Annotated in this window: 22 protein-coding genes and 1 pseudogene; 8 read left to right on the top strand and 15 right to left on the bottom strand. The window is 41.6% G+C overall.

Going from position 1 to position 25,042, the window contains the following annotated elements; all coding sequences use genetic code 11:
* Positions 1-113 precede the first annotated feature (113 nt).
* From UYK_RS0101835 to UYK_RS0101825, 3 genes and pseudogenes are all read right to left on the bottom strand, one after another.
* The gene (locus UYK_RS0101835) at positions 114-2,003 is read right to left on the bottom strand and encodes an ABC transporter ATP-binding protein (RefSeq protein WP_009455389.1); all 1,890 of its coding nucleotides are present in this window, start codon (positions 2,001-2,003) and stop codon (positions 114-116) included.
* A 150-nt stretch (positions 2,004-2,153) separates the two neighbouring features.
* On the bottom strand, positions 2,154-2,690 hold the full coding sequence (locus UYK_RS0101830) for a single-stranded DNA-binding protein (RefSeq protein ID WP_009455388.1): 537 nt from the start codon (positions 2,688-2,690) through the stop codon (positions 2,154-2,156).
* A gap of 349 nt (positions 2,691-3,039) precedes the next feature.
* Positions 3,040-3,708: pseudogene (locus UYK_RS0101825) on the bottom strand (FAD-dependent monooxygenase); the annotation flags it as partial.
* 351 nt (positions 3,709-4,059) lie between these two features.
* Between UYK_RS0101825 and UYK_RS0101820 the strand changes: the two are divergent.
* On the top strand, positions 4,060-5,367 hold the full coding sequence (locus tag UYK_RS0101820) for an ABC transporter ATP-binding protein (protein WP_009455386.1): 1,308 nt from the start codon (positions 4,060-4,062) through the stop codon (positions 5,365-5,367).
* Between the two features lie 117 nt (positions 5,368-5,484).
* Here UYK_RS0101820 and cysS read toward each other — a convergent pair whose 3' ends face one another.
* Positions 5,485-6,927, bottom strand: coding sequence for a cysteine--tRNA ligase (cysS, locus tag UYK_RS0101815; RefSeq protein ID WP_009455385.1), 1,443 nt, complete (start codon positions 6,925-6,927; stop codon positions 5,485-5,487).
* A gap of 134 nt (positions 6,928-7,061) precedes the next feature.
* On the opposite strand from cysS, the gene UYK_RS0101810 reads away from it, so the two are divergent.
* The gene (locus tag UYK_RS0101810; protein WP_009455384.1) at positions 7,062-8,171 is read left to right on the top strand and encodes a CobW family GTP-binding protein; all 1,110 of its coding nucleotides are present in this window, start codon (positions 7,062-7,064) and stop codon (positions 8,169-8,171) included.
* 94 nt (positions 8,172-8,265) lie between these two features.
* Here UYK_RS0101810 and UYK_RS0101805 read toward each other — a convergent pair whose 3' ends face one another.
* Positions 8,266-8,472, bottom strand: a complete 207-nt coding sequence (locus tag UYK_RS0101805; RefSeq protein ID WP_009455383.1) for a hypothetical protein — start codon at positions 8,470-8,472, stop codon at positions 8,266-8,268.
* Positions 8,473-8,572: 100 nt separating this feature from the next.
* Between UYK_RS0101805 and dtd the strand changes: the two genes are divergently transcribed.
* The 3 genes from dtd to UYK_RS0101790 all read left to right on the top strand — a co-directional run bounded on the left by dtd (position 8,573) and on the right by UYK_RS0101790 (position 10,079).
* Positions 8,573-9,025 (top strand): D-aminoacyl-tRNA deacylase, encoded by a 453-nt coding sequence (gene dtd / locus UYK_RS0101800; protein WP_009455382.1) that lies wholly within the window; start codon positions 8,573-8,575, stop codon positions 9,023-9,025.
* 104 nt (positions 9,026-9,129) lie between these two features.
* Positions 9,130-9,465, top strand: coding sequence for a photosystem II reaction center protein Psb28 (gene psb28, locus UYK_RS0101795; RefSeq protein ID WP_009455381.1), 336 nt, complete (start codon positions 9,130-9,132; stop codon positions 9,463-9,465).
* A 110-nt stretch (positions 9,466-9,575) separates the two neighbouring features.
* Positions 9,576-10,079 (top strand): MogA/MoaB family molybdenum cofactor biosynthesis protein, encoded by a 504-nt coding sequence (locus UYK_RS0101790; RefSeq protein WP_016870804.1) that lies wholly within the window; start codon positions 9,576-9,578, stop codon positions 10,077-10,079.
* Between the two features lie 81 nt (positions 10,080-10,160).
* On the opposite strand, the gene UYK_RS0101785 is transcribed toward UYK_RS0101790, so the two are convergent.
* Positions 10,161-10,367: an adenylate/guanylate cyclase domain-containing protein gene (locus UYK_RS0101785; protein ID WP_009455379.1), complete on the bottom strand. Its 207-nt coding sequence runs from the start codon at positions 10,365-10,367 to the stop codon at positions 10,161-10,163.
* 246 nt (positions 10,368-10,613) lie between these two features.
* On the opposite strand from UYK_RS0101785, the gene UYK_RS0101780 reads away from it, so the two are divergent.
* Positions 10,614-12,149: a DEAD/DEAH box helicase gene (locus UYK_RS0101780; RefSeq protein ID WP_009455378.1), complete on the top strand. Its 1,536-nt coding sequence runs from the start codon at positions 10,614-10,616 to the stop codon at positions 12,147-12,149.
* A 29-nt stretch (positions 12,150-12,178) separates the two neighbouring features.
* On the opposite strand, the gene UYK_RS0101775 is transcribed toward UYK_RS0101780, so the two are convergent.
* The 9 genes from UYK_RS0101775 to UYK_RS0101740 form a co-directional block, all read right to left on the bottom strand.
* Positions 12,179-12,598 (bottom strand): hypothetical protein, encoded by a 420-nt coding sequence (locus UYK_RS0101775; protein WP_009455377.1) that lies wholly within the window; start codon positions 12,596-12,598, stop codon positions 12,179-12,181.
* A gap of 12 nt (positions 12,599-12,610) precedes the next feature.
* On the bottom strand, positions 12,611-12,919 hold the full coding sequence (locus UYK_RS0101770; RefSeq protein ID WP_009455376.1) for a hypothetical protein: 309 nt from the start codon (positions 12,917-12,919) through the stop codon (positions 12,611-12,613).
* Entirely contained in the window at positions 12,920-15,115 is a 2,196-nt protein-coding gene (locus UYK_RS0101765) for a caspase family protein (protein ID WP_009455375.1), read from the bottom strand.
* Between the two features lie 146 nt (positions 15,116-15,261).
* Positions 15,262-16,461, bottom strand: coding sequence for a sulfate adenylyltransferase (gene sat, locus UYK_RS0101760; protein ID WP_009455374.1), 1,200 nt, complete (start codon positions 16,459-16,461; stop codon positions 15,262-15,264).
* A 237-nt stretch (positions 16,462-16,698) separates the two neighbouring features.
* The gene (locus tag UYK_RS25885; protein ID WP_157221803.1) at positions 16,699-16,842 is read right to left on the bottom strand and encodes a hypothetical protein; all 144 of its coding nucleotides are present in this window, start codon (positions 16,840-16,842) and stop codon (positions 16,699-16,701) included.
* A 10-nt stretch (positions 16,843-16,852) separates the two neighbouring features.
* Positions 16,853-17,323: an alanine racemase C-terminal domain-containing protein gene (locus UYK_RS0101755; RefSeq protein ID WP_016870801.1), complete on the bottom strand. Its 471-nt coding sequence runs from the start codon at positions 17,321-17,323 to the stop codon at positions 16,853-16,855.
* Positions 17,324-17,537: 214 nt separating this feature from the next.
* Positions 17,538-18,425 carry a hypothetical protein gene (locus UYK_RS0101750; protein WP_009455372.1) on the bottom strand — a complete coding sequence of 296 codons (888 nt, stop codon included), beginning with the start codon at positions 18,423-18,425 and terminating at the stop codon, positions 17,538-17,540.
* Between the two features lie 87 nt (positions 18,426-18,512).
* On the bottom strand, positions 18,513-19,025 hold the full coding sequence (locus UYK_RS0101745) for a hypothetical protein (protein WP_009455371.1): 513 nt from the start codon (positions 19,023-19,025) through the stop codon (positions 18,513-18,515).
* Between the two features lie 163 nt (positions 19,026-19,188).
* Positions 19,189-19,833, bottom strand: coding sequence for a class I SAM-dependent methyltransferase (locus UYK_RS0101740; RefSeq protein ID WP_009455370.1), 645 nt, complete (start codon positions 19,831-19,833; stop codon positions 19,189-19,191).
* Positions 19,834-19,952: 119 nt separating this feature from the next.
* Between UYK_RS0101740 and UYK_RS0101735 the strand changes: the two genes are divergently transcribed.
* Together UYK_RS0101735 and UYK_RS0101730 are read left to right on the top strand one after the other, a co-directional pair.
* Positions 19,953-21,722, top strand: a complete 1,770-nt coding sequence (locus tag UYK_RS0101735) for an ArnT family glycosyltransferase (protein WP_016870799.1) — start codon at positions 19,953-19,955, stop codon at positions 21,720-21,722.
* Positions 21,723-22,437: 715 nt separating this feature from the next.
* The gene (locus UYK_RS0101730; RefSeq protein WP_016870797.1) at positions 22,438-24,978 is read left to right on the top strand and encodes a tetratricopeptide repeat protein; all 2,541 of its coding nucleotides are present in this window, start codon (positions 22,438-22,440) and stop codon (positions 24,976-24,978) included.
* Positions 24,979-25,042: the final 64 nt, after the last annotated feature.

Genomic DNA, 25,042 nt, shown 5'->3' with positions numbered 1-25,042 from the left:
TGTATTGGGCGCGAATTTTCAAATGATTGCTAACAAAAAATTATCAAAATGTCTAACACACGGCAACATAACACTGTACGACAGGCTAAAGCTGTAACACAGCCTACTTTACTTTACATTGCCCGTAATTGGCGATGTTGGATACGATCGCGACTACCAGTAGGAATCGAAGCAATTAACTTTTGAGTGTATTCTTGTTTGGGTTCGCGGTAAATTTCTTCTGCTATGCCTTGCTCGACAATTTCACCACTATTCATAACTAAAATGCGATCGCTCATAAACTTTACCACGCTCAAGTCATGAGAAATAAAGATGTAAGTTAAACCAAACTCATCTTGTAATTCTTTGAGCAAATTCAGCACCTGCGCCTGCACTGATACATCCAACGCCGAAACCGATTCATCGCAAATAATAAATTTAGGATTCAAGGCTAAAGAACGAGCAATACAAATCCTTTGGCGTTGACCACCGGAAAACTGATGCGGATAGCGGTTCATAGCATCGGCGCTTAAGCCGACTCGTTCTAATAGATAAGCAGCACGTTTTTGTCTTTCTTGCTTTGTATTACCAATGGAGTGAATCAGCAAGGGTTCCATGATCGTGTCCCCTACCTTCATACGGGGGTCAAGGGAACTAAATGGGTTTTGAAAGACTATTTGCATTTCCCGTCGCAGTTTTTGCAATGCTTCTCCTTTAAGGGTTGTGATATCTCGTCCCTCAAAGATAATTTGACCACTCATCGGTTCGATTAAGCGTAACAAAGTTCTGCCTAAGGTAGTTTTGCCACAACCAGATTCTCCCACCAAACCTAGAGTTTCTCCTTTTTTGACATCAAAGGAAACTCCATTCACAGCCATGTAATAACGTTTTGTACCGCCAAATATACCCTTGATTGGAAAACCAACCTTAAGATCCTTAACTTGGAGTAGAGGTGGTTCGCTTTCTAAATTTGCTAATCTCTGCGCTATTTCTTCCGGCGTGACATCTGGGGGTTCTGTGGGTTCTTTTCCCTGAATCATCACTTCTCCCGTCGTTGGTATTTCCTCGACATTCATGTAGTCGGAAACAGTTAAAAGCTTGTGGGGACGGCGGTTAAGTTTAGGACGACAAGCTACCAAACCCTTTGTATATGGATGTTGAGGATTGGCAAAAATTTTGCTGGCGTCATCGAATTCAACAATTTTACCTCTGTACATGACCGCGACTTTATCGGCTACTTCGGCAATTAAGCCTAAGTCGTGGGTGATAAAAATTAACGCCATGTCGCGACTGACCTGTAATTCTCGCAGCAAATCAATAATAGTTGCTTGCACCGTCACATCCAAGGCGGTAGTTGGTTCATCAGCAATTAATACCAGGGGGTTGCAGGAAATTGCCATCGCAATCATCACCCGTTGTAACTGACCCCCGGAAAGTTGATGAGGATAACGTTCTAGGATGGCTTCTTTATGTTGCTTGACTAACTTGAGTAGCTTTTGTTCATCTAAGCTGGATGAACCAAAAGATGAGTGTTGCCAGGTGTCAATATAATGCTGTCGGATCTTTTCATCACTTTGGAGCAATTTTACTTCTTGCAGCCGTGCGATCGCTTGGTGTCGTGCTTCTGCTTCTGAAATATTTTGGTGTCGTAAAATTGCTTCTGTTAGTTGAAATCCAATAGTATACACAGGGTTAAGCGAACTCATCGGTTCTTGAAAAATCATGGCGATATCGCCACCCCGGTGCAGTTGCATTTCCTGAGGAGATAACTCTACCAAATTGATGGGTTGACTATTTTCATTGGCACGAAACCAAATTTCTCCGCCTGCTATCCTACCCGGAGACTGCAATAAACCCATGATTGCTAGAGATGTAACTGATTTGCCACTCCCCGACTCTCCTACTATGCCTAGAGTTTCACCTCGATGCAATTGAAAAGAAATTCCATCTACAGCTTTGATGATTTTGCTATCACCAGCAAATTCTACCTGTAAATCGCGAACATCTAGGACTATTTCTTTCATAGGAAGTCGGGGTTAAATGGGAATTGAAAATAAACAGGATTTTATCAGTTATCAATGAACAGTAAGGGAAAAAGGTGTAAGTCCCAGAATCTACGGGGGTTAACTAGTAAACAATAAGTGATAACTGATCAGTGGTAACTGTTCACTGATTTAAAATGGGATATCATCAACGTCTGGTTCTGGGTTAGGTGCTACTGGAGGATAGGAACTGCGTTCAGGTTTTGAGACTTGGGGAACAGGTTCTGAGTAATTATTTTGGGAAGCGACACCAACATTACTTGTTGTTGGAGTTGGCGTAGAAAGCGGTGGTTCGTAACTAGAAACAGCTTTTTGAGGAGGAGTAGTAATTGGTGCTGTGGTCCTGGAAGATCCAGTCATGTTTAAATTTGCAACCAAAGGATAAATTTTTTGTACTGTCAACTCGGCACGTTTTTCTTTAAAACCTTCTGGACGATCAATGGTGTGCATACCTAAGCGTCCTTCTAAAAGAACGCGATCGCCAACGTGGTAGTGCTGCTGAATTTCTTTAGCCATATTGCCCCAACCTACTACTTTTAAATTTGCTGCTGGTTCACTTTCTCGCAACCCAGAAAACTGCACCAGCATCTCTGTCACTTCCAATCCATCTGGTGTAAAACGCAGTTCTGGTTCTTTAATAATTTCCGCCATCAAAATACAGCTGTTCATCAAAATTCTCCTGAGTTGAAATAGGGATTGGGGATTGGGGAACGGGGAACAGGAAAGCAAGAATATTAAATAATGTTTGTTTTGTTTATCATACGAATGTCTCTATTAAAAATATTGTTAATGATAATTAATGACCATTGACTATTAACTAATGACAACCAAGACTCATTAACTTTATTGATGGTGAATAACTAAATTCCATAATTTACACTCTTGGCTTTGAGACTGTTTTAGCATAAAAGCCAAGGAAGTATTGCGAACAGTATCAAACTACTGTTCGGAAACTTTAATTGGCTGCAATAAGTATTTAATTCTACAACAATTCAGTACATTTGTATTATACTTGTCTTCAAGTTTTGACATGAGCAGGAAAAACACCATAGGCTACTAACCTTGCTGGCAAGTCACGTAACCAAGGCAAGCGTAACCAACCAGGTAGCTGTAACAACTGATTTGAATTGAGAACACGGGCAAATATCTGCTGTTGGATAAAAGACTGAAATGCTTGGATAATCCGAGTCGGCAATTCTCTTTGGCGTTGCACTTTGGCGAGTTCGTGTAATTCTACATGTCCTTGCTTGAGTGGTTTACTCAGGACATTTGCAGCCACAACAGCATCTTGAATCGCATAATTGATACCAACTCCACCGACAGGAGACATCACATGGGCTGCGTCACCAATCAGCAGTAGTCCAGGACGATACCAACGGACTAAGCGGCTGGATTCTACAGACAGGAAAGCAATCTGTGACCAATCTTGTAGATGTTGAATGCGGTCTTGCAATTCTGGCACTACTTCTACAATAGACTTTCTCAAAGCTTCCATGCCAGACGCACGAATTTCCTGATACTCTCCCTTAGGAATCACGTAGGCAATTTGCCATTGATCGCCGCGATCTAGCATAGCGACGATATGACCACGACCAATACGCCCCATTCCCCCTTCATAATCTCCTGGTTGCTTCGGTAAACGGAACCAAAGCACATCCATCGGTGGTGAAGTTTGAATAGATTCAAATAAAATGTCATGGGTAGGAGTCGGCGTCTCTTGAGGAGAAGGATTTGAGGTAAGATGAGAAGCCATAATAAAATTCCCCAATGTGCTTTCTTTCAAGGTAGTCCTAATGAAAAAATTTCACCACCAAGGATGAAAAAACCTCACCCCTCGCCCCTCTCCTTGCTAAGGAGAGGGGTGTCTTTCAAGGTAGTGTGGCTGTTATAGTAAAAGCTGTTTTTTTAACTTTTCGTAGTCACTGCAAACGTGTATCATGAGCGCTGAAGCCTAAGTGTACTTTGTCATTTGTTTAAAGTTATTAACTAATGACAAATGACCATTGACCCTTGACCCTTGACCATTGCTGAAAAACTCGTGGCGCAAGTAATTTTAGAAAACGTTTATAAAAGTTTTCCTCCTCGTCGGGGAGAAAGTGTTACTTCTCAAACCCAGCTGGTATTGAATGGAGAGAAAAAGGAAGCAACTGCCTCTAAAAGTGCAGATGGTGTGAATGTCTTGCGGCGAATTAACCTGACTGTGGCAGATGGTGAATTTATGGTGCTGGTCGGGCCTTCTGGTTGTGGTAAAAGCACCTTGCTACGGTTAATTGCTGGTTTGGAAGTCATGACTGGAGGCAATATCTGGGTAGGCGATCGCTTAGTTAACGATCTCCCCCCTAAGGAACGAGATATTGCGATGGTGTTTCAAAATTACGCCCTTTATCCCCACATGTCGGTGTATGACAATATTGCTTTTGGATTGCGACGCCGAACTATTGGAGGTGGGGAGGAGTTTACCCCATCACCCCATTTAACGGCGTGGGCAGAAAATTTACTCGTGGGGATGACACGAAATTTACCCAAAGGACTCCGTTATATTTCAAAGAAAGAACGCTCAGTCAATGAACGGGTAAAATACGTTGCCCAGTTATTACAAATTGAGGGACTGTTAAATCGTTTACCCAAACAATTATCCGGGGGACAAAGACAACGGGTAGCCTTAGGAAGGGCGATCGCCCGCAATCCCCAAGTGTTTCTTATGGATGAACCGCTTTCTAACCTTGATGCTAAACTGCGCGCCGAAACTCGCGCCCAAATTGTCAAACTGCAACGCCAGCTAGGGACAACAACAATTTATGTTACCCACGATCAAACAGAAGCGATGACAATGGGCGATCGCATTACAATTCTCAATCAAGGTCAAATTCAACAAGTTGCCCAGCCGTTGGAACTTTATAATCGTCCCGCCAACCTTTTTGTGGCTGAATTTATTGGTTCACCACCAATGAATTTTATGCCGATGCAATTTCATGCCCCTTTGTTAATTACTAACGGAGATTTTCGCCTGACTTTGCCAGAATTTTGGGGTAAAGCCTTACAAAAATACGATGGACGCACTGTAATATTAGGCATTCGTCCAGAAAATTTAATTTTAAGTGTGCCTGCGACGAAAAATTTACCAGTACAAGTCGAATTAGTAGAAAACCTCGGCAATGATAGCTATTTATCTACAAAGTTAGTTGGTTCTAGTTTTCAACAACCTGTGACTGCTTCTGGTAATTCTTTGCAAGTGCGAGTACCTCCAGACAGGCTGGTACATGTGGGGGAACAGCTATGGTTATCCCTGACACCAGAAAAACTTCACTTTTTTGATCCAGAAACGGAATTGGCAATTTTTCCTTAAATTTAGTGTTCCTTGCATGTAGTAAAGTATGATGTTTTGAAAATCGAACACAGATGCACACAGATGCACACGGATAAATTATCTGTGTTTATCGGTGTTCATCTGTGTTCGTTTTTTTTAACTCCTATGCCAACGAGTACCCTCACGGCTATCTATTAAAGTAATGCCTTGGGCTTGCAATTCATCGCGGATGCGGTCTGCTTCGGCAAAGTTCTTGGCTTTTCTCGCTTCTTGCCGTTTTTGAATTAACTCTTCGATTTCTACTTCAGTAATACCACCAGTATTATTTGTTTCTTCTGTAACCTTAGCTTCTAAACCCAAAACTCCGGCTAAAGTCACAAGAGTCTGCCATTGTTTAGCTAATTCTTCTGGTGGTATTTCGGTTCTACCTTCATGCACCAAAAGATTTCCCTCTCGGCGTAGTTCCTTGGCCAGTTCAAATAGTACTGCTAGGCTACCAGAGAAGTTAAAGTCATCATCTCCTGATTCTTCAAACCTGTTGATGATTTCTTTATCTAAGTTATTGCCGTTATTGTCAAAGCCAAGTTTTTCACCGTGTTCGTAACCAAAGAGTAAACCTTCTTTGAGAGTTTTCCAACTACTTTCAGCAGTGGCGATCGCTTCATCTGTAAAATCAAGAGGTTTGCGATAGTGTGCCTGCAAGACAAAGTAACGTACCGCCATTGGGTCAACTGGGCGATCTAATAATTCTCTGATGGTAGTAAAGTTACCCAGAGACTTGGACATTTTCTTACCATCCACCATCACCATGCCGTTATGCATCCAGTAACGGGCTAGGGGTTTATTGATGGCGGCTTCTGATTGGGCAATTTCATTTTCATGGTGAGGGAAGATTAAATCACCACCGCCACCATGAATATCTATTGTTTCACCTAGTCGCGATCGAATCATCGCCGAACATTCAATATGCCATCCGGGACGACCTTTACCCCAAGGTGAGTCCCAAGCTGGTTCTCCAGGTTTAGCAGCTTTCCATAGAGCAAAATCGAAGGGGTGCTGTTTTTTACCTTCTTGATCTTCAGCATCTACTCTGCCACTTGCACCAGCTTGCATTTGTTCTAGTTCGCGTCCAGATAGCTTGCCATAAGTAGAAAAACGCTCAACTCTGTAATATACGTCACCACCAGCCGCATAGGCATAATCTTTTGCAATTAAGGCTTTAATCATCTCATGGATTTCCGGAATGTGTTCCGTTGCACGGGGATATTCGTCAGCATCCATGACGTTTAAACGCCGGATATCTTCAAAATAAGCATCGATAAAACGATGTGATATCGCTTCCATCGTTGTACCTTGTTCCCTGGCACGGTTGAGAATCTTATCGTCAATATCGGTAAAATTCTGGATGTAGTAGACTTGATAACCGCGCCATTGCAGATAACGACGTATAGTATCCCAAACTATATAGGAACGAGCATGACCCAAATGGCAATAGTCATACACCGTCACGCCGCAGCAATACATCTTAACTTTTCCAGGCTCAATTGTTTCCAAAGGTTCTTGGCGACGAGTGAGGGTATTGTAAACGGTTAGGGTCATAACACAGTAATTACTGATTGAGATACGCAATAATAGGTTAAAGCAACTGGGATGTTGATCCAGCATCCCTATGCTAGTGTTTTATGGACTCTCTGCGCTACATTCTCTAGTTTGACTCATTTGATGGCAGTGTTATGCAAGCAGCTACTTCTGAATCTCATTCAATGGATGCCCCAAAACAAGGATTACCAGTCACAATTATCACTGGTTTTCTTGGCAGTGGCAAAACAACTTTACTTAATCATATCTTGAGCAATCAACAGGGTTTAAAAACCGCTGTTTTAGTAAATGAATTTGGTGAAATCGGCATTGATAACGAGTTAATTATCTCTACCGACGATAATAATATGGTGGAGTTAAGTAATGGTTGTATCTGCTGCACCATTAATAATGATTTGGTTGATGCCGTTTACAAAGTTTTAGAACGTCAAGAAAATATAGATTACTTAGTTGTAGAAACAACTGGACTAGCAGATCCATTACCAGTTGCCTTAACATTTCTTGGTACGGAATTACGAGATTTAACTCGTCTAGATTCGATTATCACTGTTGTCGATGCAGCAAATTACAGCCTAGATTTATTTAATTCTCAAGCAGCTTATAGTCAGATTGCCTATGGTGATGTGATTTTGTTGAATAAAACAGATTTAGTTTCTGAAACAGAATTAGAAACACTAGAAGCCAAAATTCGAGAGGTTAAGGAAGGTGCGAGGATTATTCGTACCAAGAAAGCACAAGTACCACTACCTTTAATTCTCAGTGTTGGTCTGTTTGAGACAGATAAGTATTTTGACGCTGCAGAAGCGCATGATCACGACCATCACGACCATCACCATCACGACCATGATCATGACCACTCAGAATGCGGTCACAACCACCACGACCATGATCATCACCACCATCACCATCATTCCAATCATCTGGAAAATGATGGCTTTACCTCAATATCTTTTGAGAGTGACAAACCTTTTGCAATCAGAAAATTTCAGTATTTCTTAGATAACCAACTTCCCGACACTATTTTCCGCGCCAAAGGTATAATGTGGTTTGATGAAAGTCCCAAGCGACATATTTTTCACCTATGTGGTAAACGCTTTACCTTAGATGATGATGAGTGGAAAGGCGAAAAGAAAAATCAGTTAGTACTGATTGGTCAAAATTTAGACCATGAAAAATTGCGAGAACAATTAGAAAACTGTCTATGTATTCCTTCTACGACTCGTGGTAAAGGATTCGGGAAGTAGTCATTGGTCATTGGTCATTTGTCATTTGTCATTTGTCATTAGAATGACCAATGACTAACCCCTTTGGGGTGAGGGAACTTTTTATTAGTTTCTCTTAATCTTGTGATTCGTCAGTCTCTGAAATCTCCAACTGTTGCAGCTGTCCTACTGATAAACCTGTCAATTTTGACACCATTTCCCTTGACATTCCCTCTTTGAGAAGGTTGACAGCAACCCGCTGAATACCTTCTTGAATACCTTCAGCCCGACCTATAGCCCGACCTTCATCTATTAAAGCTTGATAAGTTACTGACTCTTGCATAAGTTCTTTTCGCAGCAACTGTTGAATTGTGTCTTTATTTAAGACTAGCCCAGCGAGGATAAATACAGTATAAATAACACTTAAAACGTCACTTTATATAATGCGTGTTGTGATTCAGCGAGTTAAATCATCCAAAGTCACAGTTAATGGTGAAATTATCGGCAAAATTGGACGAGGACTGAATTTGCTTGTGGGTATTGCTGATAGTGATACTGATGCTGAACTTGACTGGATGGTACGTAAATGTTTGGAATTGCGACTGTTCCCTGACCAGGAAGGCGGAGATAGGTGGCAAAAATCTGTGCAAGAAATTGGTGGTGAGTTGCTGGTAATCAGTCAGTTCACGCTTTACGGTGACTGTCGCAAAGGTCGACGACCATCGTTTGACCGTTCAGCAACCCCTCAAACTGCTGAGAATTTATATAATTGCTTTGTCGCCAAGTTACGGGAGAGTGGTTTGAAGGTAGAAACTGGTAAATTTGGGGCGATGATGCAAGTTACGATTGAAAATGACGGGCCTGTAACCTTAATACTAGACAAAGAAAGTATATAAGTGTTTACACGTAGGTAATCAATCTGATCATCATCTAGACTGATTTGTACTAAAAGATGAGAAAATATTAGTTTAAACATCACAAAACTTTAAATTCACTCATCATGGCAAAAATCCAGTTTTCTAAAGGTATTGACGAAGAAGTAATTCCAGAAGTACGCTTGACGCGATCGCGCACTGGTGACAGTGGTACTGCAACGTTTATTTTTCAAAATCCTAAAGCATTGGATAGTGGCAATACCGAAGACATCACCGGTATGTACATGATTGACGAAGAAGGGGAAATTGTCACCCGCGAAGTCAAAGGTAGATTCGTCAACGGTAAACCAGAAGCTTTGGAAGCTGTTTATTTAATGAAATCTAAAGAACAATGGGATCGCTTCATGCGGTTTATGCAAAGATATGCAGAAGAAAATGACTTGGGATTTAATAAATCTTAAAAAGTCATTGGTCATTGGCTAAGGAATTTTGTTGATGGTTGATAGTTGGTAGGTGTTTGCTCAAACAACCAATCACAACCAACAACCAACAAACACCAAACCACAAATAAATGACTCATATCCCTCATTCAAATTTTCAATTGTTGACGGTAACTTGTGCTGTAGTTACCGTTAGCGATACACGTTCCCAATCCACAGATAAAAGTGGTCAGTTAATTCAACAATTACTCCGGGATGCTAACCACACAGTCGGAGTTTACACAATTATTAAAGATGAACCAAATCAAATCCAAGAACAGTTAGAACTGCTGGGTAAAAATTCCAATTTAGATGCAGTAATTTTCACTGGTGGCACGGGTATTGCACCGAGAGATACTACCTATGATGCCATAGAAAAGTTGTTAGAAAAAACTTTGCCGGGATTTGGTGAATTGTTTCGCTTTTTAAGTTATCAGGAAATTGGTTCACGAGCGATCGCTTCTCGTGCTGTTGCTGGTGTGTATCAAAGTAAATTAGTTTTTTCTCTTCCTGGTTCTAGCAATGCGGTGCAATTAGCGATGGAAAAACTAATTTTACCGGAACTTTCCCATTTGGTTGGTTTGTTACGTCAATAAGAGCAAAAAATTATCTATGATAAAAAAGGCAGAAGGTAAATAAGTCATCATTTCTCGCTTGCCTTTAATCTTAATCAATCCTCATTTTCCCAAAATAAATTTATCTTTTAAACATTGATGAGAAGCTTCGCAGACTTGAATACAGCCAGCTAAACCGTGTGATTCCATTCTACTAGCAGTATTGACAGTATCTCCCCACAGATTATAAGCAAATTTTTTTAAGCCAATTACTGTCAGTCCAACAATTAACATAATCTGTGCTTGTAATCGTAATCGATCAAGTACCATTTCTGTCTTTGTGTGGTGTAGGAGTCGAAAATACTAGCAGGCTTTTCAGTGAAACATCACTTGTTTCAGGAATATATCAAGTTGCTCTTTGTCTGTATTTGTCGGTTTAATCATGCACGTTTTCAGTTATTTTTGTTAAGGGAATAAGTTGAGTGAGTAAATTTTGTTGGCGGTTGGTTGTTGGTAGTTGCTGGGAACAAACTACAAGCAACAAACAACAAACAACTATTTGGGAGAAACCTAAAAATGGCTCGTACCCCTACATTGACTTTTGATCGTGGCACATTAATTTTGCATCCACCACCCCGTGGCAAAGCTTGGACAGATTACGCCGTATGGGATGATAGAGTTGAAAAGTTCCGTATTCCGGCGATTAGATATCGTCCTTTGGTAGAAGCACTCCAAGCAGAGGATACCTATTTTATTGACGAGGCGAAAGGATTTTATTCTCTAGAATTGCTTTCTAGTTTGGAAATGGAACCCTATCCCCACCAAAGTGAAGCGTTAACAGCTTGGAAGTTGGCGGGAAGACAAGGTGTAGTGGTGCTACCTACCGCCGCTGGAAAAACTTATTTGGCGCAGATGGCAATGGAGGCGACGCCGCGCAGTACACTGATTGTTGTGCCAACGTTGGATTTAATGCATCAGTGGTATGCACACTTGGTATCGGCGTTTCCGGATGCGGAGGTAGGTTTACTGGGGGGTGGTTCACGGGATAAAACAGCAATACTGGTTGCAACTTACGATAGCGCCGCGATTCATGCTGAAAGTTTGGGAAATCAGTACGGCTTGTTGATTTTTGATGAGTGTCATCATTTACCAACGGATTTTAATCGGGTAATTGCAGAGTATGCGATCGCTCCCTATCGTTTAGGATTATCGGCGACACCGGAACGCAGTGATGGCAAACATACTGATTTGAATATACTAATTGGCCCAGAAGTATATCGCAAAAGGGCTGAAGATTTGGCGGGAAAAGCGTTAGCAGAACACGAAATTGTGCAAATTAAAGTCAAGCTATCCCAGCATGAAAGGGAAAAATACAACGATTTAATTCAAATCCGCAATGATTTTTTGCAGCAAGCGAAAATTTCTTTGGGGAGCATCCAGGGTTGGCAAAAATTTGTGCAGATGAGTGCGCGATCGCAAGCAGGACGTAGAGCTATGTTAGCCCATCGCCAAGCTAAAGAAATCGCTGTTGGTACGGATGGTAAGTTAAGAATTCTAGCAAATTTATTAGCGAAGCATTATCCGGAGCGAGTTTTAATTTTTACTGCTGATAATGCTACAGTTTATCGAATTTCCCAGGAGTTTTTAATTCCAGCTATTACTCATCAAACGCCTGTGAAGGAACGCCATGAGATTTTGACAAGGTTTCGGGAGGGGGAGTATAAGACTGTTGTTGCTTCCCATGTGTTGAATGAAGGGGTAGATGTGCCGGCGGCGAGTGTAGCGATTATTTTATCAGGTACGGGTTCGGCAAGGGAATATATTCAGAGATTGGGGAGGGTGTTGAGGAAGGGTCAGGATAATCATAAACAGGCGATTTTATATGAGGTGGTGGCGCAAGATACGGCGGAAGAGGGAACTTCGGCGAGGAGAAGAGGGGTAAGAAATGCACCGCCACGACGCCAAGATCGCCAAGAGAAGGAGAACAGAAGAGGGAATTTACAGGTTGTGTATGGTACTGGTGAGGAAAAAAGTTATCGTGCTGCGGAGCAGTTAGAGATTAAGTATACGGTTGAGAAGAAGAAGTCTAAAAAAGAAGAAGATCTGGAGTAGGGATTAGTTTTTGTTAAAAGCAGTGTATTCTATAAAGAATTGGTATTGGTGCATTTTGCCTCCACCCTAGGAGAATGAACATCTAAAACCCAATTTTCATCTATAAATTCTAGATTTTCATCATAGATGAGAATTAACTCACCAATTTTCTGTGCGTCATTGTGGTTTGGCTGCTCGTAAGTAGCATCTGTTGAAGCTAGCAGGACAAATTTAAGTTGAAAAAAGCGTTTGGTATGTGTAAAGCCAATGGAACTACTGACTAACAAAGCTGTGAGATCACGTGGCAAGATAATTTCTTGATAATATCCATCATTTTCATCCCAGTAGCCACATACTTTGTAGTCACATAATTCTAAATGCTCTTTCAAAAGTGCATCACTATCTAGATTTTCTAAGATTTCAGTCAAATCACGCCATATTTGATGATTTTTTAATTCGAGTTTAGTCATGGCTTACTTGAATTAATGTTCTGTTGCCAAACCAGGAAAGTGCAAGATTCCATCTATAAATTTTGCATGAAACCGTCGATCACCACCTTTGCCCAACACTTTTGATTTCAAATCGTAACCTTCCTCTTGGGAAGGAACTAGGCCAATGTTACCGCGCTGTGGCACTTGTCCTTTATCAATAGCTTTTAAATGCTTGCTACTTTGATCATATTTGATTCCCAGCTTTACTTGTTCAGCACTAAACGAAACAAGTAGAGCATTGGTTGTTTGATAGACAATATTTGGTTGAACATCCTTCCATTGTTGGGGTAAAGGCTCCATTTAAACCACCTGAAATAGAAAACCCAAACTTGCCCAATGATTCACATCCAATACATAGGAGTCAGCAGGGACGGTGTTAGGATCGGCTGCTGTTGTACTAGCGTTGTGTAAATCTTGCAGCAGGGCGTGGGCTACTTCTAGGGGGTTTAATATTGGGAGAATACGTTGTTGATCGGCGCGTGGGTGTTTAGCAGATGCCAAAGCGTTGAGGGTTTGGGTAAATGGAGCTGTGCTAAAGATTAATTGGGTTTCACTAAAGGAAGGTGGCCCTTGGATTACCCATTCAAAACCAGATGTGGTCTGTGGTAAAGTTAGGGTTTCGCCGGGAGCAATGGTAATATCAATTAGCTGTGGTTCTTGGGGATCTTCAGTTTCTGTGACTTTTTGCCACGGGTAAAGAGCGATCGCGTTCTTGGCGCTATTTAGTCCTACAAGCATACAGTAGATTGGGTTGTTGCCGATGTTTTGCACGCGATACTGTACCCGACTCCCAATCGATATGGTCGGGGTGTGTCCCGGTTCAGGGTTAGCTGATTTTTTGTTGATGGTTTCTGGATTAGCAGTTCGTAGTGTTTCCCGGTGCATGATTGCACGAGGTGCAATTCCACTAATTATTTCTAGGGTTGCTTTCACGTTCAATCGGGAAGAACCTTCGTTATCTGTGAGTCGCCACAATTTTGCCGCCAGAAGGGTTTTTAGTTTGGGACTTAATCTCTGTACTGCGACTTTGACTGCTTCTCCTGCTTCGCCAAAGGTATTGGGAACCCTCTCGCTACTGGAAGAAAATAAGCCATAGCGACTGGGAGAGATTATTAATGAGGTGGAAGCAATTAAATCTTTGTTTTTGGTGTCTGGACGTTTACCAAATACGTAGTCTGCTGGTTGTTCTCCTGCAACTACGCTTGTCACATGAGCAACTGTAGCAAAGGCGCTGGTAGCATCTACCCGTTCAATTCTTTCTAGTTCCCCATCAAGAGCAATTATTAAGTTGATGTTTCGGGGTAAGACTCGCACTGCTTCTTGGACAAGTTGCCCAATTTGAGGAGATGTTTTATTTTCAGTAGATAAAATCTGGGTTTTTGCCGTCAAGCCACTACGCGATCGCACGATTAATTGTGTAGTTGCACCAGCTTGATTCACCACATTCAAACGAGAATTCACACCGTAGTGTTCCAGTACATGGGGTGGAATTCCAGCCAGCCACACCTGTACTGTTTTACCGTCTTCTTCCGTTGCTGTCACCACTCCCTCTGCACCAGTAGTCTCTAGGACAAAGTTCTCGTTGAGTTGGACTCGTTGCTGATTTTTTTTACCGATCAACAAGCCTGGTTGCTGTGTACTACCTAACTGCTGCATTGCACTTTCCACACGGGAGATCAACACGGGAATTGTGATTGTTGGTGTTGTTTCCCAGAGATATTGTGTCAAGGTATAGGTAAATAATCCGGCACTAAAACCAGAATATTGGATTTCCCGTGCTACTTGGTTGGGAGTGGAAGTTGCAGACAGTATTACTCCTGGCTGTTCTGGAGAGGCTTTTTCTTGCAGTTGTTTTTGAAAGTCGAGTTCTGCACCTGTTAAAACTGCTGCTGGTGGCGTTTGGCGGGCGCGAACTCGCAAAGGGGCTGTCAATATACTAGTGGGTGCATAGTAACTGGTATCTAATACTGCTGTGACTCGATCTGTAGGGAGCGATCGCAACATCAACAGTAGGGTTTCTTCCAATAAATAGTTGACAATTTTTGGATTTTGTGGAGATTCTTCAATTCCATCTGCGGGAACAAGAGCATTTTGTGTCGCTTCTGGTGTGTTCCCCACACGGACACGACTACCATAGCCGCTAAAGTGGAAGACAACTAGATCACCAGGTTTTGCTTGTCCAATCAAATGCTCTAAAAAAGCAGCTTCAATAAATTCTCTGCTGGCTTGTTCGTCAGTCAGAGACAAAATATCTGACGGTTGGAAACCACAACGATGGATCAAAACCTCCTTTTGCAGTTCCACGTCTACCAGACAACCATTGAGTGCTGGACTTTCAGAATATTGGTTGATGCCCACCAATAACGCTAGTTTACGCGAACTGGGTTGCGCTAATGCCTGCCGATAACGAGTTCCGAATTGGAACCACTCAGCTTCTGCGACACCCAACGCCGCGAGTATGGAGCCAAACCGTTGCAAAAACGTCCGCCGCTTCATAATTGCTATCAGCCCTTAGTCCACCAGCTTATTAAGCTTATCGGGCAGAGGGCTTTAGTGTAAAGATTGGGGAAAGGGGAAAGGGAACTGGGAAGAAACTTGTTAAATAATTCTCCCTTGTCTTCCTTCCGATCCCTGATTGATCCTCAAACACTCACTTTCATTGCCCGTGCTAGTTCTGCTGCTACCTCTGGGCGGGAAAATTCTGGTGGAGGTAACTCGCCTCGACGCAGCATTTCCCGTACTTTTGTACCCGAAAGGTGAATGCGTTCCTCTGGTTTACTGGGACTAGTTTTAGTTGTCGCCATCTGCTTGGTACGGGTGCAGTAGAAGGCGTGTTCAAACATCATTGGCGTGATGCCGATTTCCTCTGGTGTAAACTCAGCAAAGATGTACTGAGCGTCGTAGGTTCCGTAGTAATCACCAACGCCTGCATGATCCCGCCCGACGATAAAGTGAGTACAGCCATAATTTTTGCGGATTAAAGCATGGAAAATTGCTTCACGAGGCCCGGCGTAACGCATTGCTGAGGGATTGATTGCTAGAATTACCCGATCTTGGGGATAGTAATTTTCTAGTAATATTTCATAGCAACGCATCCGCACATCCGCAGGGATATCATCATCTTTTGTTGCCCCTACCAAGGGATGTAAAAACAGACCATCCACAGTTTCTAGCGCACACTTTTGGATATATTCATGGGCGCGGTGGATGGGGTTACGAGTTTGGAAACCAACAACGGTTTTCCAGCCTTTTTGCTTGAATAATTGCCGGGACTCGGCAGGATCAATTTGGTAGGTAGGGAAATAGGGATGGGGATCGCGTTCTAATAACCACACATCACCTGCAAGGTTCACAGGCCCTTGATTATAGACTACTTGGACACCGGGATGTTTTTCATCATCGGTGCGGTAGACATTGATTGCTTCTCGCTTTTTGTCATAGCGATATTTTTGGCTGAGTTCCAAAACCCCGATAAATCTGCCTTCAGGGTTATCCAGACGCACCAAACCGCCTTCTGTAAGGGAAGCCGCAACTTCTTCGCTGACTGAAAGTGTAATTGGAATTGACCAAACAGTACCGTTCGCCAAGCGCATTTCGGCGACAACGCGATCGTAGTCTTGCTGGTTCATAAAACCAGTTAGAGGACTAAAACCACCGATCGCAATCATTTCTAGGTCAGAAACTGCTCTTTGATCGAGTTGCACACGCGGCAGAAACTCAGCCTTAGAGAGAAATACTTCTTTTTGTTCTGGTGTAGCAATGCGATTAACCAACTGCCCACCGTGAGGAGGAATGCCTTCCGGATAGTAACTCAACTTCGCCCCTTGTTTGCCTAAATACACTTTTTTTTAAGCTATGTTAATAACTTACCAAACTACAAGTTATGTATGGAACAAAGTTTATAAGAGTAGTCAAAAGTAAAAATAAAGATTTCATCAAGTCAGTGTATTCACTGAAATTATTTCATATTTCAAGCTTGAGTTTCATGGGCAACTGCCCACAACGAGGGAAAAAGTCTAACGAACACCGTGCAAGGCGATGCACACCGATGGATTATGAGTTGGCTGTTAAGTTAGTCGCTAATTTTGATCGCTATTTTTAAGACAGCTAATCACGGAGAATTCCCACAACCAAGTATAAAATTTCTTACCCATCTGCCTTCTGCCTTCTGAATCTATAATAAAAGCACGGCTACTTTGCCGTGCCAGGATGGGAAAAAGCACATCACCTGAATCAATATAAGTAACTTACCTGGTTCATAAAACCAGCCATCAGGTTGATTTCTGTGTGTACACTCTGAAACTTATCTGCTAATTCTTCAAAGGTAATCTCCTCGTTACCTTGACTACCAACCAAAACTACCTCGTCTCCCCATTTTACTTCTTTTGGTAGATCTGTAACATCTACTGTTGTAATATTTAGCGAAACTCTTCCTACTACTGGACAACGCTGACCTTGAATCAAAACAATACCCTTGTTAAATAGCGATCGCGGATAACCTTCACCAAAACCCACAGGTAAAGATGCAATTAAACTATCACGTTGGGTAGTATACAAACTGCCATAACCAATAGTTTTACCTGCTGGTATTTTCCTTACCTGCGCTACCCTGGTTTTTACTGACATCACGGGTTTCAGTTCTGAAGGATTTTCAAAGTCCCGGGAAGTGCGTACCCCATAACAAGCAGCGCCAACCCTTACCAAACTATTACATTTTGGTTGTTAATTTATCCGAACAACAAACAACAAACAACGAACACCACTTCTAGCGATTCGCGCCAAATTATTATCAAATACAACCCCTGAATTTCCAGTTTAATTCACTACTTTTTGGTGAAGATTTTTTCTTAGAAATTATTCTTTTAATAAGGATAATTAGTAATAGAATTTATTACTAATTACCCATTCAGTTATTCAACTAAATTTCCGCTACAGCTCGTTCAATCAAGCGGCGTGCAAGGGTTTGTGTACCTGTATGTTCGTAATAATTTGTTGCTACGTCTAGAAACGCTCCTAAATAATCTAATTTGTCATCAGCTATTTCAACAAAATTTTGCAAGTTCTGAACAACCTTTTGAGGCGTCAAATTTTTGGCAGCAACTAAGTTACTCATCCAACCTTGAACCGACTGAAAACTTTCGCCAATAAAATTCAGTTTGCTAGCAGAGTTTTGACCCGGAATTGCCTCTTGCATATTTTGGAAAGTTGTATTGTGTTCCAACTCTTGGGGATTAGTCTGACTAATTGTAGATAAGGCTTTGCTGATGAAGTCCGGACCAAGGGGTATCAAACCATCAACACAAACCAAAGCCACCATGCGAATCAGCGACTCACCGCTATACTCACCCAAGGACGCTACAAAGTCCCCAATGCTATCGCCGGGAATACCGTTGATGCTACAAAAAGCTACCAACTCAGCAACTAATTTCAAACACAGATCAATGGTTTGAGCTTTGTCAGCTTTGGGAGTGATAGAGTTGAGAAACCCCAACAGAGGAATTTTCTCTCCTACCTTATTAGCAAAAGCTGCTGCACCCAGCGCTTTATCTGTGCGATCAACTGTTTGATACAACCACATAGCCCGTTGGTAGCCCTGGGAACGATCATTGTAGAGATAAATTGCTCGCTCGCCAATTGCTTGAATCAAACCTTCATCAGTTTCCCCAGTCACAGTTTTAATCGTGTTGACAAAACCAACCACATTTTGCCACTCACCAGGGGCGACAAAATCTAGCGAATTCAGCATGGAAACAGTCAAGTTATTAGTTGGTAGTTCGTCTACCAACTCAAAAATGGGTTTACTCACAAAAATCTCCTTATTTTGTTGGTTTTTGGTTGTTGATTGTTAGTTGTTGGTTCCAAATAACTACCAATCACCAACCATTAACAACTTTTACTTGAGTTGTGCTAGACCATTCAGGTCAAATTTTTTCAGCCAAGTTTCGCGATCGCTAGCTGTAAATGATGGTGAACGAGACAGTACTTTTACCTGATAGCGGTTGTTGACGAGTATTGCAGTTTGAGTATTGCCAATTTCTACGGCTGGATAGCCAGCAATTTGCTTGCTGCTGTTGGCAAATTTGGCTGCTGCTGTCGGGATACTTTTTGTATCAGAAATAGCTAGCATCGCTAATTCTTGACCATCTTTTTTTAACTTAGCTTCAGCAAAACCCTTTTTTTCTTGAGTATATACACGCTCGTACCCATCTTCAGCAGGGGGGAAAAACTTGTTAAATTCGCTACCCTGAGTTGCTTGTTTGGCAACAGCTTGACCAGTTTTTTGGCGACTGCTTTCTTGTTGCACCTGGTCAAAGCGTCCCGGTTCTTTGGGAGTACAAGCTGTGGTCAGCAACAACACTGACAGCAACACAACAGCTAAAATCCTGCGGACACGAGGAAAATTCATAGTTTGACTCTCGTTGATGCTAAAGTTTCAAGGCAATTATCACGGCTTCTAGGTGCTTTTAACAAAAAATTTACTTTTTGATCAGACTTGTTTCAGCTTAGTACCTTGGTGGTGAAAAAATAAATTTTGTTTAACCACTAAGACACCAAGACACAAAGAAACTTCATTGGCGTCTAGCAATCACTGCATAAAACGGATCTCCTCCCCCAGCACCCAACCACTGAAGGAAAGCTGGTATATTTGATTGCCTAGCAATCACTTCTGGGGTAGTAAATCCAGGTACAGAGTTAAAATAGCCTTTAACTAATTCAATTCTGGTTGCTTCTGATGTGTCTCGCCATGCTTGGATCGCCTTTTGATAAAACATGCGGTTAGAAAAGCTGATGATGGCGATTCCACCTGGTTTGAGGACGCGATAAATTTCGGAAAATACTGCCTCTGGATATTGCAAATATTGCACAGAGACACAGTTGAGGACGGCATCAAATTCTTGATCTGGAAGTGGTAAACGCGGATTTTCGTTGAGATCCTGAACAAAATAATGATTTAAGCGGGGATTGTGTGCTAATTCCTCAGCGTTGAGTCCGTGTCCTTCCACATGAGCAAACTGCATTTCTTCCGGTAAATGGGAAACCCAACTACTCATCATGTCTAAAATGCGTGTGTTGGGTTGCAGGCGATCGCGATATAAATCGGTTAATTGTTGAATAAAACCTTCGTCTACATGAGTGACAAGGCGCGGAAAGGAATAAAATTGCTTGTCGTCGTCTGCGTCAAGTTTTGTACGTTGTTCTGGTCTAAGCAGCATAAAACTTGGATGATGAGAGGTCTTGTCTAAATTTGTGTACCACCATACGTATATTAGAAACAGTCTGAAAAATAGGCGAGTCTATCAAGGATCTATTAGTTAAAAAACAATCAATATCAATGTTGTTTAGGTTACTGGAGTATCAATTAGTGTGGCGCCGTTTTCGTTCTTGGGTAGGCTTTCCTTACGTAACTTTGTTATTTTGGATACTGCCGTTATTGTTATTTAATTCTGGGCATAGTAGCTTGATGGCCCATGATGAAGGGATTTATGCTTGGCGATCGCGTCGAATGTTTGAGTCTGGTGATTGGATTAATCCTTGGTCACAACCCCATCATAAAACTCCAGGCCCCTACTGGTTAATTGCTAGTTCTTATACCCTATTTGGTATTAATGAGGCTAGTGTACGTCTGCCAAGTATGATTTTGGGTGTACTGAGTGTAATAATTCTCTATGAAATTGGGAAAATTTTATTAGATAAAAAAATTGCTTGGCTAGCTAGTGCAATTTTAAGTGTGGAATTTCTGTGGTTGCAATATTGTCGTTTGGGTACACCTGATGTACCAATGATTTTTCTGGTACTTTTAGCAATTTTATCTTTATTAAAAGCAGAATTAAATCCTCGATCTTGCTATTTTTATACTTTTGTTGTGGGTGTTTGTTTTGGTTTGGGTTTTTTGATGAGAAGCTTTATGATTTTTTTGCCAATGTTTGCTTTGTTTCCTTATCTAGTTTGGGAACATCGCCGTCATCGTCATCTGACAAACCCAATTTTATATTTGGGATTTTTGCTGGGTTTAACTCCCTTTTTTGTTTGGCTGTGGTTTAATTTTTTGCACTATGGTATTGATAGTGTTAGAGAATTATGGCAATTTGTATTTCGTTTAGTTTCTCAAGAGCGTTCTGGAAATGGGATTTTATTTTATTTATGGAATCTCCCTATTAAAGCTTTTCCTTGGTTTTTCTTTAGCCTTTTGGGTTTATTTTTAGCTTGGCGTCTTCCTATTCCTCGCTATCAGTTGATATTGGTTGGTTTGCCATTAGTTTTATTTTTTGAACTTAGTCTTTTTTCTACTCGTTTACCTCACTACAGTCTTTCACTATATCCTTTTATGGCTTTGCTAGCGGCTGTCGGGCTGGATTGGCTGGGTAAAGTGGGTTTTGATGCCAATATGGAGATTAGAGATTTAGGGGGAAATGAACAAACAACATTAACTTATACAGCAGATTTCAACAACGCGACGTACAAAAATACCCCACCCGCACTGTCGCGCACCCTCCCCAATCTCAGGGGAGAGTTGGGGACGGGTGTACTTCACTTAAATGCAAAACTTTATATCAAGAAAGTTATTCGCAATCTCAGCTATGGGATCGGTGTATTAGCTATTCTATTGTTACTGGCGAGTATATTCGCTTTGATTTGGGGTAGTGCTGATATTCGCAAATATGCAACTGTCACCTTGACTCTAGGCTATGGTTGGTTGATTTTACCTTTAGTTTGGATTGGTCGTTACCACTTTGGTAAAAAGTTTTTGAATTCCAACTATTGGTTGGCTGGTTGGTTAATTCCAGCTTGGTTAGCTTTGGCTGTCGCTGGAAGTAATGGCTTTTTGAGTGATTACAATCCCCAGATGAGAACTTTTTTAGCACAGCCTGCGATCGCTCAAATTTTACAGAATCATTCTATCCACTTTGTCAAAGTTGGGGGAAAAACTGGGGTACTACTTGATTTTTACACTCCTCATCACGGAGAAGATGTAGAGCAAATTTCGGAACTACCAGTTTATAGCTATGCTTGGATCTCTGCAAAACAAGCAACAAATTTATCTACACCTCATCGTGTTTTGGGTACTGTGCAAAAATACGAATTGATTCAAGTCTTACCCTAGAGGTTGGTAATGGGTAATAGGTAATGGGTAATAGGTAATGGGTAATAGGTAATGGGTAATGGGTAATGGGTAATGGGTAATGGGTAATGGGTAATGGGTAATTGGCATTTTTTATCTGTTCCCCTACCTTACCCCCGTTCGCTGTTCCCTTTTTGTCCCCAACCATGCGCCTAATAACTGTTCACTGTTTACTATTTACTGATTTCAGTTAACTCTTATTTATTTAGTTGTGGGATAATATTTGAGTAACTTGCTCAGGAAGCATCTCATATGTGCAAAAAATCCCTGGCGATTGAAAATCGCAGTTATACAGGCAAACTCCGCCTGGTATTGTTATATCAACTCGTGCAGGTGGGTTGAGTTTGTGTAACTTGGTTGAAACCGCCAAGTAGCAAAGTGGGGATGATCCCTTTGTTCAGGTTTCAAGAAAGAGAATTGAAATACGCAAATCGAATGCTTTTGGGCTTATATTTTCCAGCGATTGGGTGAGTAGCTGAGAATCATATCACAATTTAAAGAAGGATAAAATATTAATTCACCAAACCAAATTTTCAATTATTGGTTAGGTGGAGATTCAATGTTAAAAGGGAAATTGCATTTTTCTTCTTAACCTTGGATCCACCTACAAACAACTTTGGTGAACTTATTCATATCCTTTCTCTGAAGGTTGCTCACACCCTGAATTAATGCCGTTGTTAGACTTTTGTGGTGTTACATGCAACAGAGGCGGATTAGACAAATACCTCCTTCCATTTTTCCCTTTGAGGTTATCAAACCCAATGGAAATGTATTATCTGTGGCTTTTGGTGAGGATAGCAATGACCCCCTCGCAGATTCCCACATTCCTTATCAAATGCGACAAGCCGATCGCAATGTGCGGCGAGAATTGGAAAATCAATTAGAAGAATTCCGCTGGCTTTTGATTGTCGGAAAAGCAGGAGTCGGGAAAACTCGAGAAGCCGCCGAATTAGCACAACTTTATAACCGAGAAGGCTGGACAGTTCTCTGGCTAAAATCTGATGGATGGATAGATGAACCAAACCAAGAGCAACTACAAAAAATTGCTGCTAAGCGCAAGTTGCTGTTTGTGCTTGATAATCTCTATCAAAGGATAGACGATCACTTGCCCAAATTGCCCCTTGGACTAGAGGGATCTGAGTTAGCACCTTTGACTGTACCTTTACAACAGCGACTGTGGCGAGTTCTGGAAATTTATGAACAGTTCTGCGGTCAGGATAAAATACGGGTAATTGCCACTGGCGCAAGTGAATGGGAAAAAGTGCAACAGCAGCGTTTTCAGGTTTATCACTTACCAGAACCAGAAAATGCAGCAATTGTTCAGTTATTAAGTAACACTGTTCCTCAAAATAAGATAAAAATTAACGAAGATGACTATATAGCGATCGCCCAGAAAAATGACCAGACCTTCACAAATGTAGTTGTAAATCTCCGTCGGTTCAGAAATAAAGGCTTATCTTTAACCTCTAATAATTACATTGAAACTTGTCAACAGACTTGGGAAAAGTGCTACGCAGATGCCATCAAAAAACATCCCGCTAGCCGATATATTTATGATGCTGTAGATTTGCTGCAACAATTTAATCTTGCAGTTGAACGATTCATCTTAGAACCAGCTGCTTTATTAATGATCGGGGATCAGTCCCAGCAACAATTACAGCATCGTTGGCTAATTCGCAGAGTCCTAAATGATCTGATTGAAAGTGAACACATCCTTAATCCTCGCCCAGGACAAATAGAAGCCAAAGACAAGCAAGTGGATGCTAATGAATATGTTGATTCCCTATCCCACTTGATTTTGCAGCTAACAGATAGATATCCGCAGCAAATGCTGGGTAAACTCTTTAATTTAGGCTGTCAACTCTTAAACTTCAATCACCCCAAACAAGCTTTAACTTGCTTCGATCATCTCCTCACCTTCAACCGTGAAATCTCTGATATTTGGTTTTACCGGGGTATCGCACTGTACTTATTAGCAAATTATGAAGAAGCAGTTACATCCTATGACAAAGCCCTAGCCCTCAAGAGTGACTCCTACCAAGGTTGGTATAATCGGAGCCTAGCATTGCACCTATCGGGATGCTATGAAGAAGCAGTTGATTCTTATGATCAGGCGCTCGCGATCAAGCCGGATTTAGATCAAGCTTGGTATAATCGGGGCATTGCTTTGTATTTTTTGGGACGTGATCAAGAAGCAGTAATCTCCTACGACAAAGCACTAGCTATTAAGCCAGACTATCACCAAGCTTATTACAGCCGATGTCAAGCACTAGAAAACTTGGGACGCTATGAAGAGGCTGTTGCTTCCTACGAGCAAGTACTGGCGCTTAAACCCGACCATTATCAAGCTTGGTATCACAAAGGTAATGCATTGTATGCGTTAAAACATTATGATGAGGCAGTTACTTCCTATGACCAAGCCCTGGCGCTCAAACCCGACTATTATCAAGCTTGGTACAACGGGAGTGTAGTCCTATATCTGTTGGGATTATACGAGGAAGTGGTTAGATCCTGTGAAAAAGTAGTAGAATTCAAACCCGAGCATTACCAAGCCTGGTACAACATGGGCAATGCGTTATATTTTTTGGGACACTATGAAGAGGCGGTTGCTGCTTACGACAAAGTGCTGCTAATCAAGCCAGACTATGACCAAGCTTGGTACAACCGCAGTATAGCCTTATATCCCTTGGGCTTTTATCAAGAAGTAGTTGCATCGTGCGATAAAGCAGTGGTGATCGCACCTGACCATTATAAAGCTTGGTACAACAGAGGTAATGGGCTGTACTCTTTAGGCAAATACAAAGAAGCACTTGCTTCTTATGACAAAGCACTAACAATCAAGCCTGATTATTACGAAGCTTGGTACAACCGGGGTGTAGTTATGGCAAATTTGGGAGACTACAAAGAAGCAGTAGTTTGCTACGACAAAGTACTAGCTATCCACCCTCATAATTACCAAGCTTGGTACAGCCGAGGTAATGCGCTAAATAAATTAGGTTCTTATCAAGAAGCACTAATTAGCCTTAACAAAGCAATTGCACTATCTCCTGATTCCTTTGAAGCTCATTACAACAAAGCTTGTTGTTATGCTTTGCAACAAAATCTTGAATTAGCCCTTGAAAGCTTACAACGAGCTATTAGTCTCAATCCTGAATGTCGCAAGACAGTAAAAACTAACTCTAGCTTTCAAAAATTTCTCACAGATGAGCGGTTGCAAAGATTGATTGCGGAGAAATAAGGGATTGAGGGTCGGGAAAATAGGGTTTGGTTAGGGATTTTTCGACACGATTTTACCATGTACA

This window comes from Fischerella thermalis PCC 7521, assembly GCF_000317225.1.
Classification (GTDB): domain Bacteria; phylum Cyanobacteriota; class Cyanobacteriia; order Cyanobacteriales; family Nostocaceae; genus Fischerella; species Fischerella thermalis.
The sequence above is the reverse complement of the archived record's forward strand: the minus strand, read 5'-3'. Positions and strand labels throughout refer to the sequence as shown.

Coding starts and splice junctions, on each gene's coding strand:
- UYK_RS0101810 (WP_009455384.1), top strand. CDS start 7,062: ATGCAAGCAGCTACTTCTGAATCTCATTCAATGGATGCCCCAAAACAA.
- UYK_RS0101775 (WP_009455377.1), bottom strand. CDS start 12,598: ATGACTAAACTCGAATTAAAAAATCATCAAATATGGCGTGATTTGACT.
- UYK_RS0101770 (WP_009455376.1), bottom strand. CDS start 12,919: ATGGAGCCTTTACCCCAACAATGGAAGGATGTTCAACCAAATATTGTC.
- UYK_RS0101790 (WP_016870804.1), top strand. CDS start 9,576: ATGACTCATATCCCTCATTCAAATTTTCAATTGTTGACGGTAACTTGT.
- psb28 (WP_009455381.1), top strand. CDS start 9,130: ATGGCAAAAATCCAGTTTTCTAAAGGTATTGACGAAGAAGTAATTCCA.
- cysS (WP_009455385.1), bottom strand. CDS start 6,927: ATGACCCTAACCGTTTACAATACCCTCACTCGTCGCCAAGAACCTTTG.
- dtd (WP_009455382.1), top strand. CDS start 8,573: ATGCGTGTTGTGATTCAGCGAGTTAAATCATCCAAAGTCACAGTTAAT.
- UYK_RS0101765 (WP_009455375.1), bottom strand. CDS start 15,115: ATGAAGCGGCGGACGTTTTTGCAACGGTTTGGCTCCATACTCGCGGCG.
- UYK_RS0101745 (WP_009455371.1), bottom strand. CDS start 19,025: ATGAATTTTCCTCGTGTCCGCAGGATTTTAGCTGTTGTGTTGCTGTCA.
- UYK_RS0101730 (WP_016870797.1), top strand. CDS start 22,438: ATGCAACAGAGGCGGATTAGACAAATACCTCCTTCCATTTTTCCCTTT.
- UYK_RS0101780 (WP_009455378.1), top strand. CDS start 10,614: ATGGCTCGTACCCCTACATTGACTTTTGATCGTGGCACATTAATTTTG.
- UYK_RS0101735 (WP_016870799.1), top strand. CDS start 19,953: ATGTTGTTTAGGTTACTGGAGTATCAATTAGTGTGGCGCCGTTTTCGT.
- UYK_RS0101835 (WP_009455389.1), bottom strand. CDS start 2,003: ATGAAAGAAATAGTCCTAGATGTTCGCGATTTACAGGTAGAATTTGCT.
- UYK_RS0101830 (WP_009455388.1), bottom strand. CDS start 2,690: ATGAACAGCTGTATTTTGATGGCGGAAATTATTAAAGAACCAGAACTG.
- UYK_RS0101740 (WP_009455370.1), bottom strand. CDS start 19,833: ATGCTGCTTAGACCAGAACAACGTACAAAACTTGACGCAGACGACGAC.
- UYK_RS0101805 (WP_009455383.1), bottom strand. CDS start 8,472: ATGCAAGAGTCAGTAACTTATCAAGCTTTAATAGATGAAGGTCGGGCT.
- UYK_RS0101785 (WP_009455379.1), bottom strand. CDS start 10,367: ATGGTACTTGATCGATTACGATTACAAGCACAGATTATGTTAATTGTT.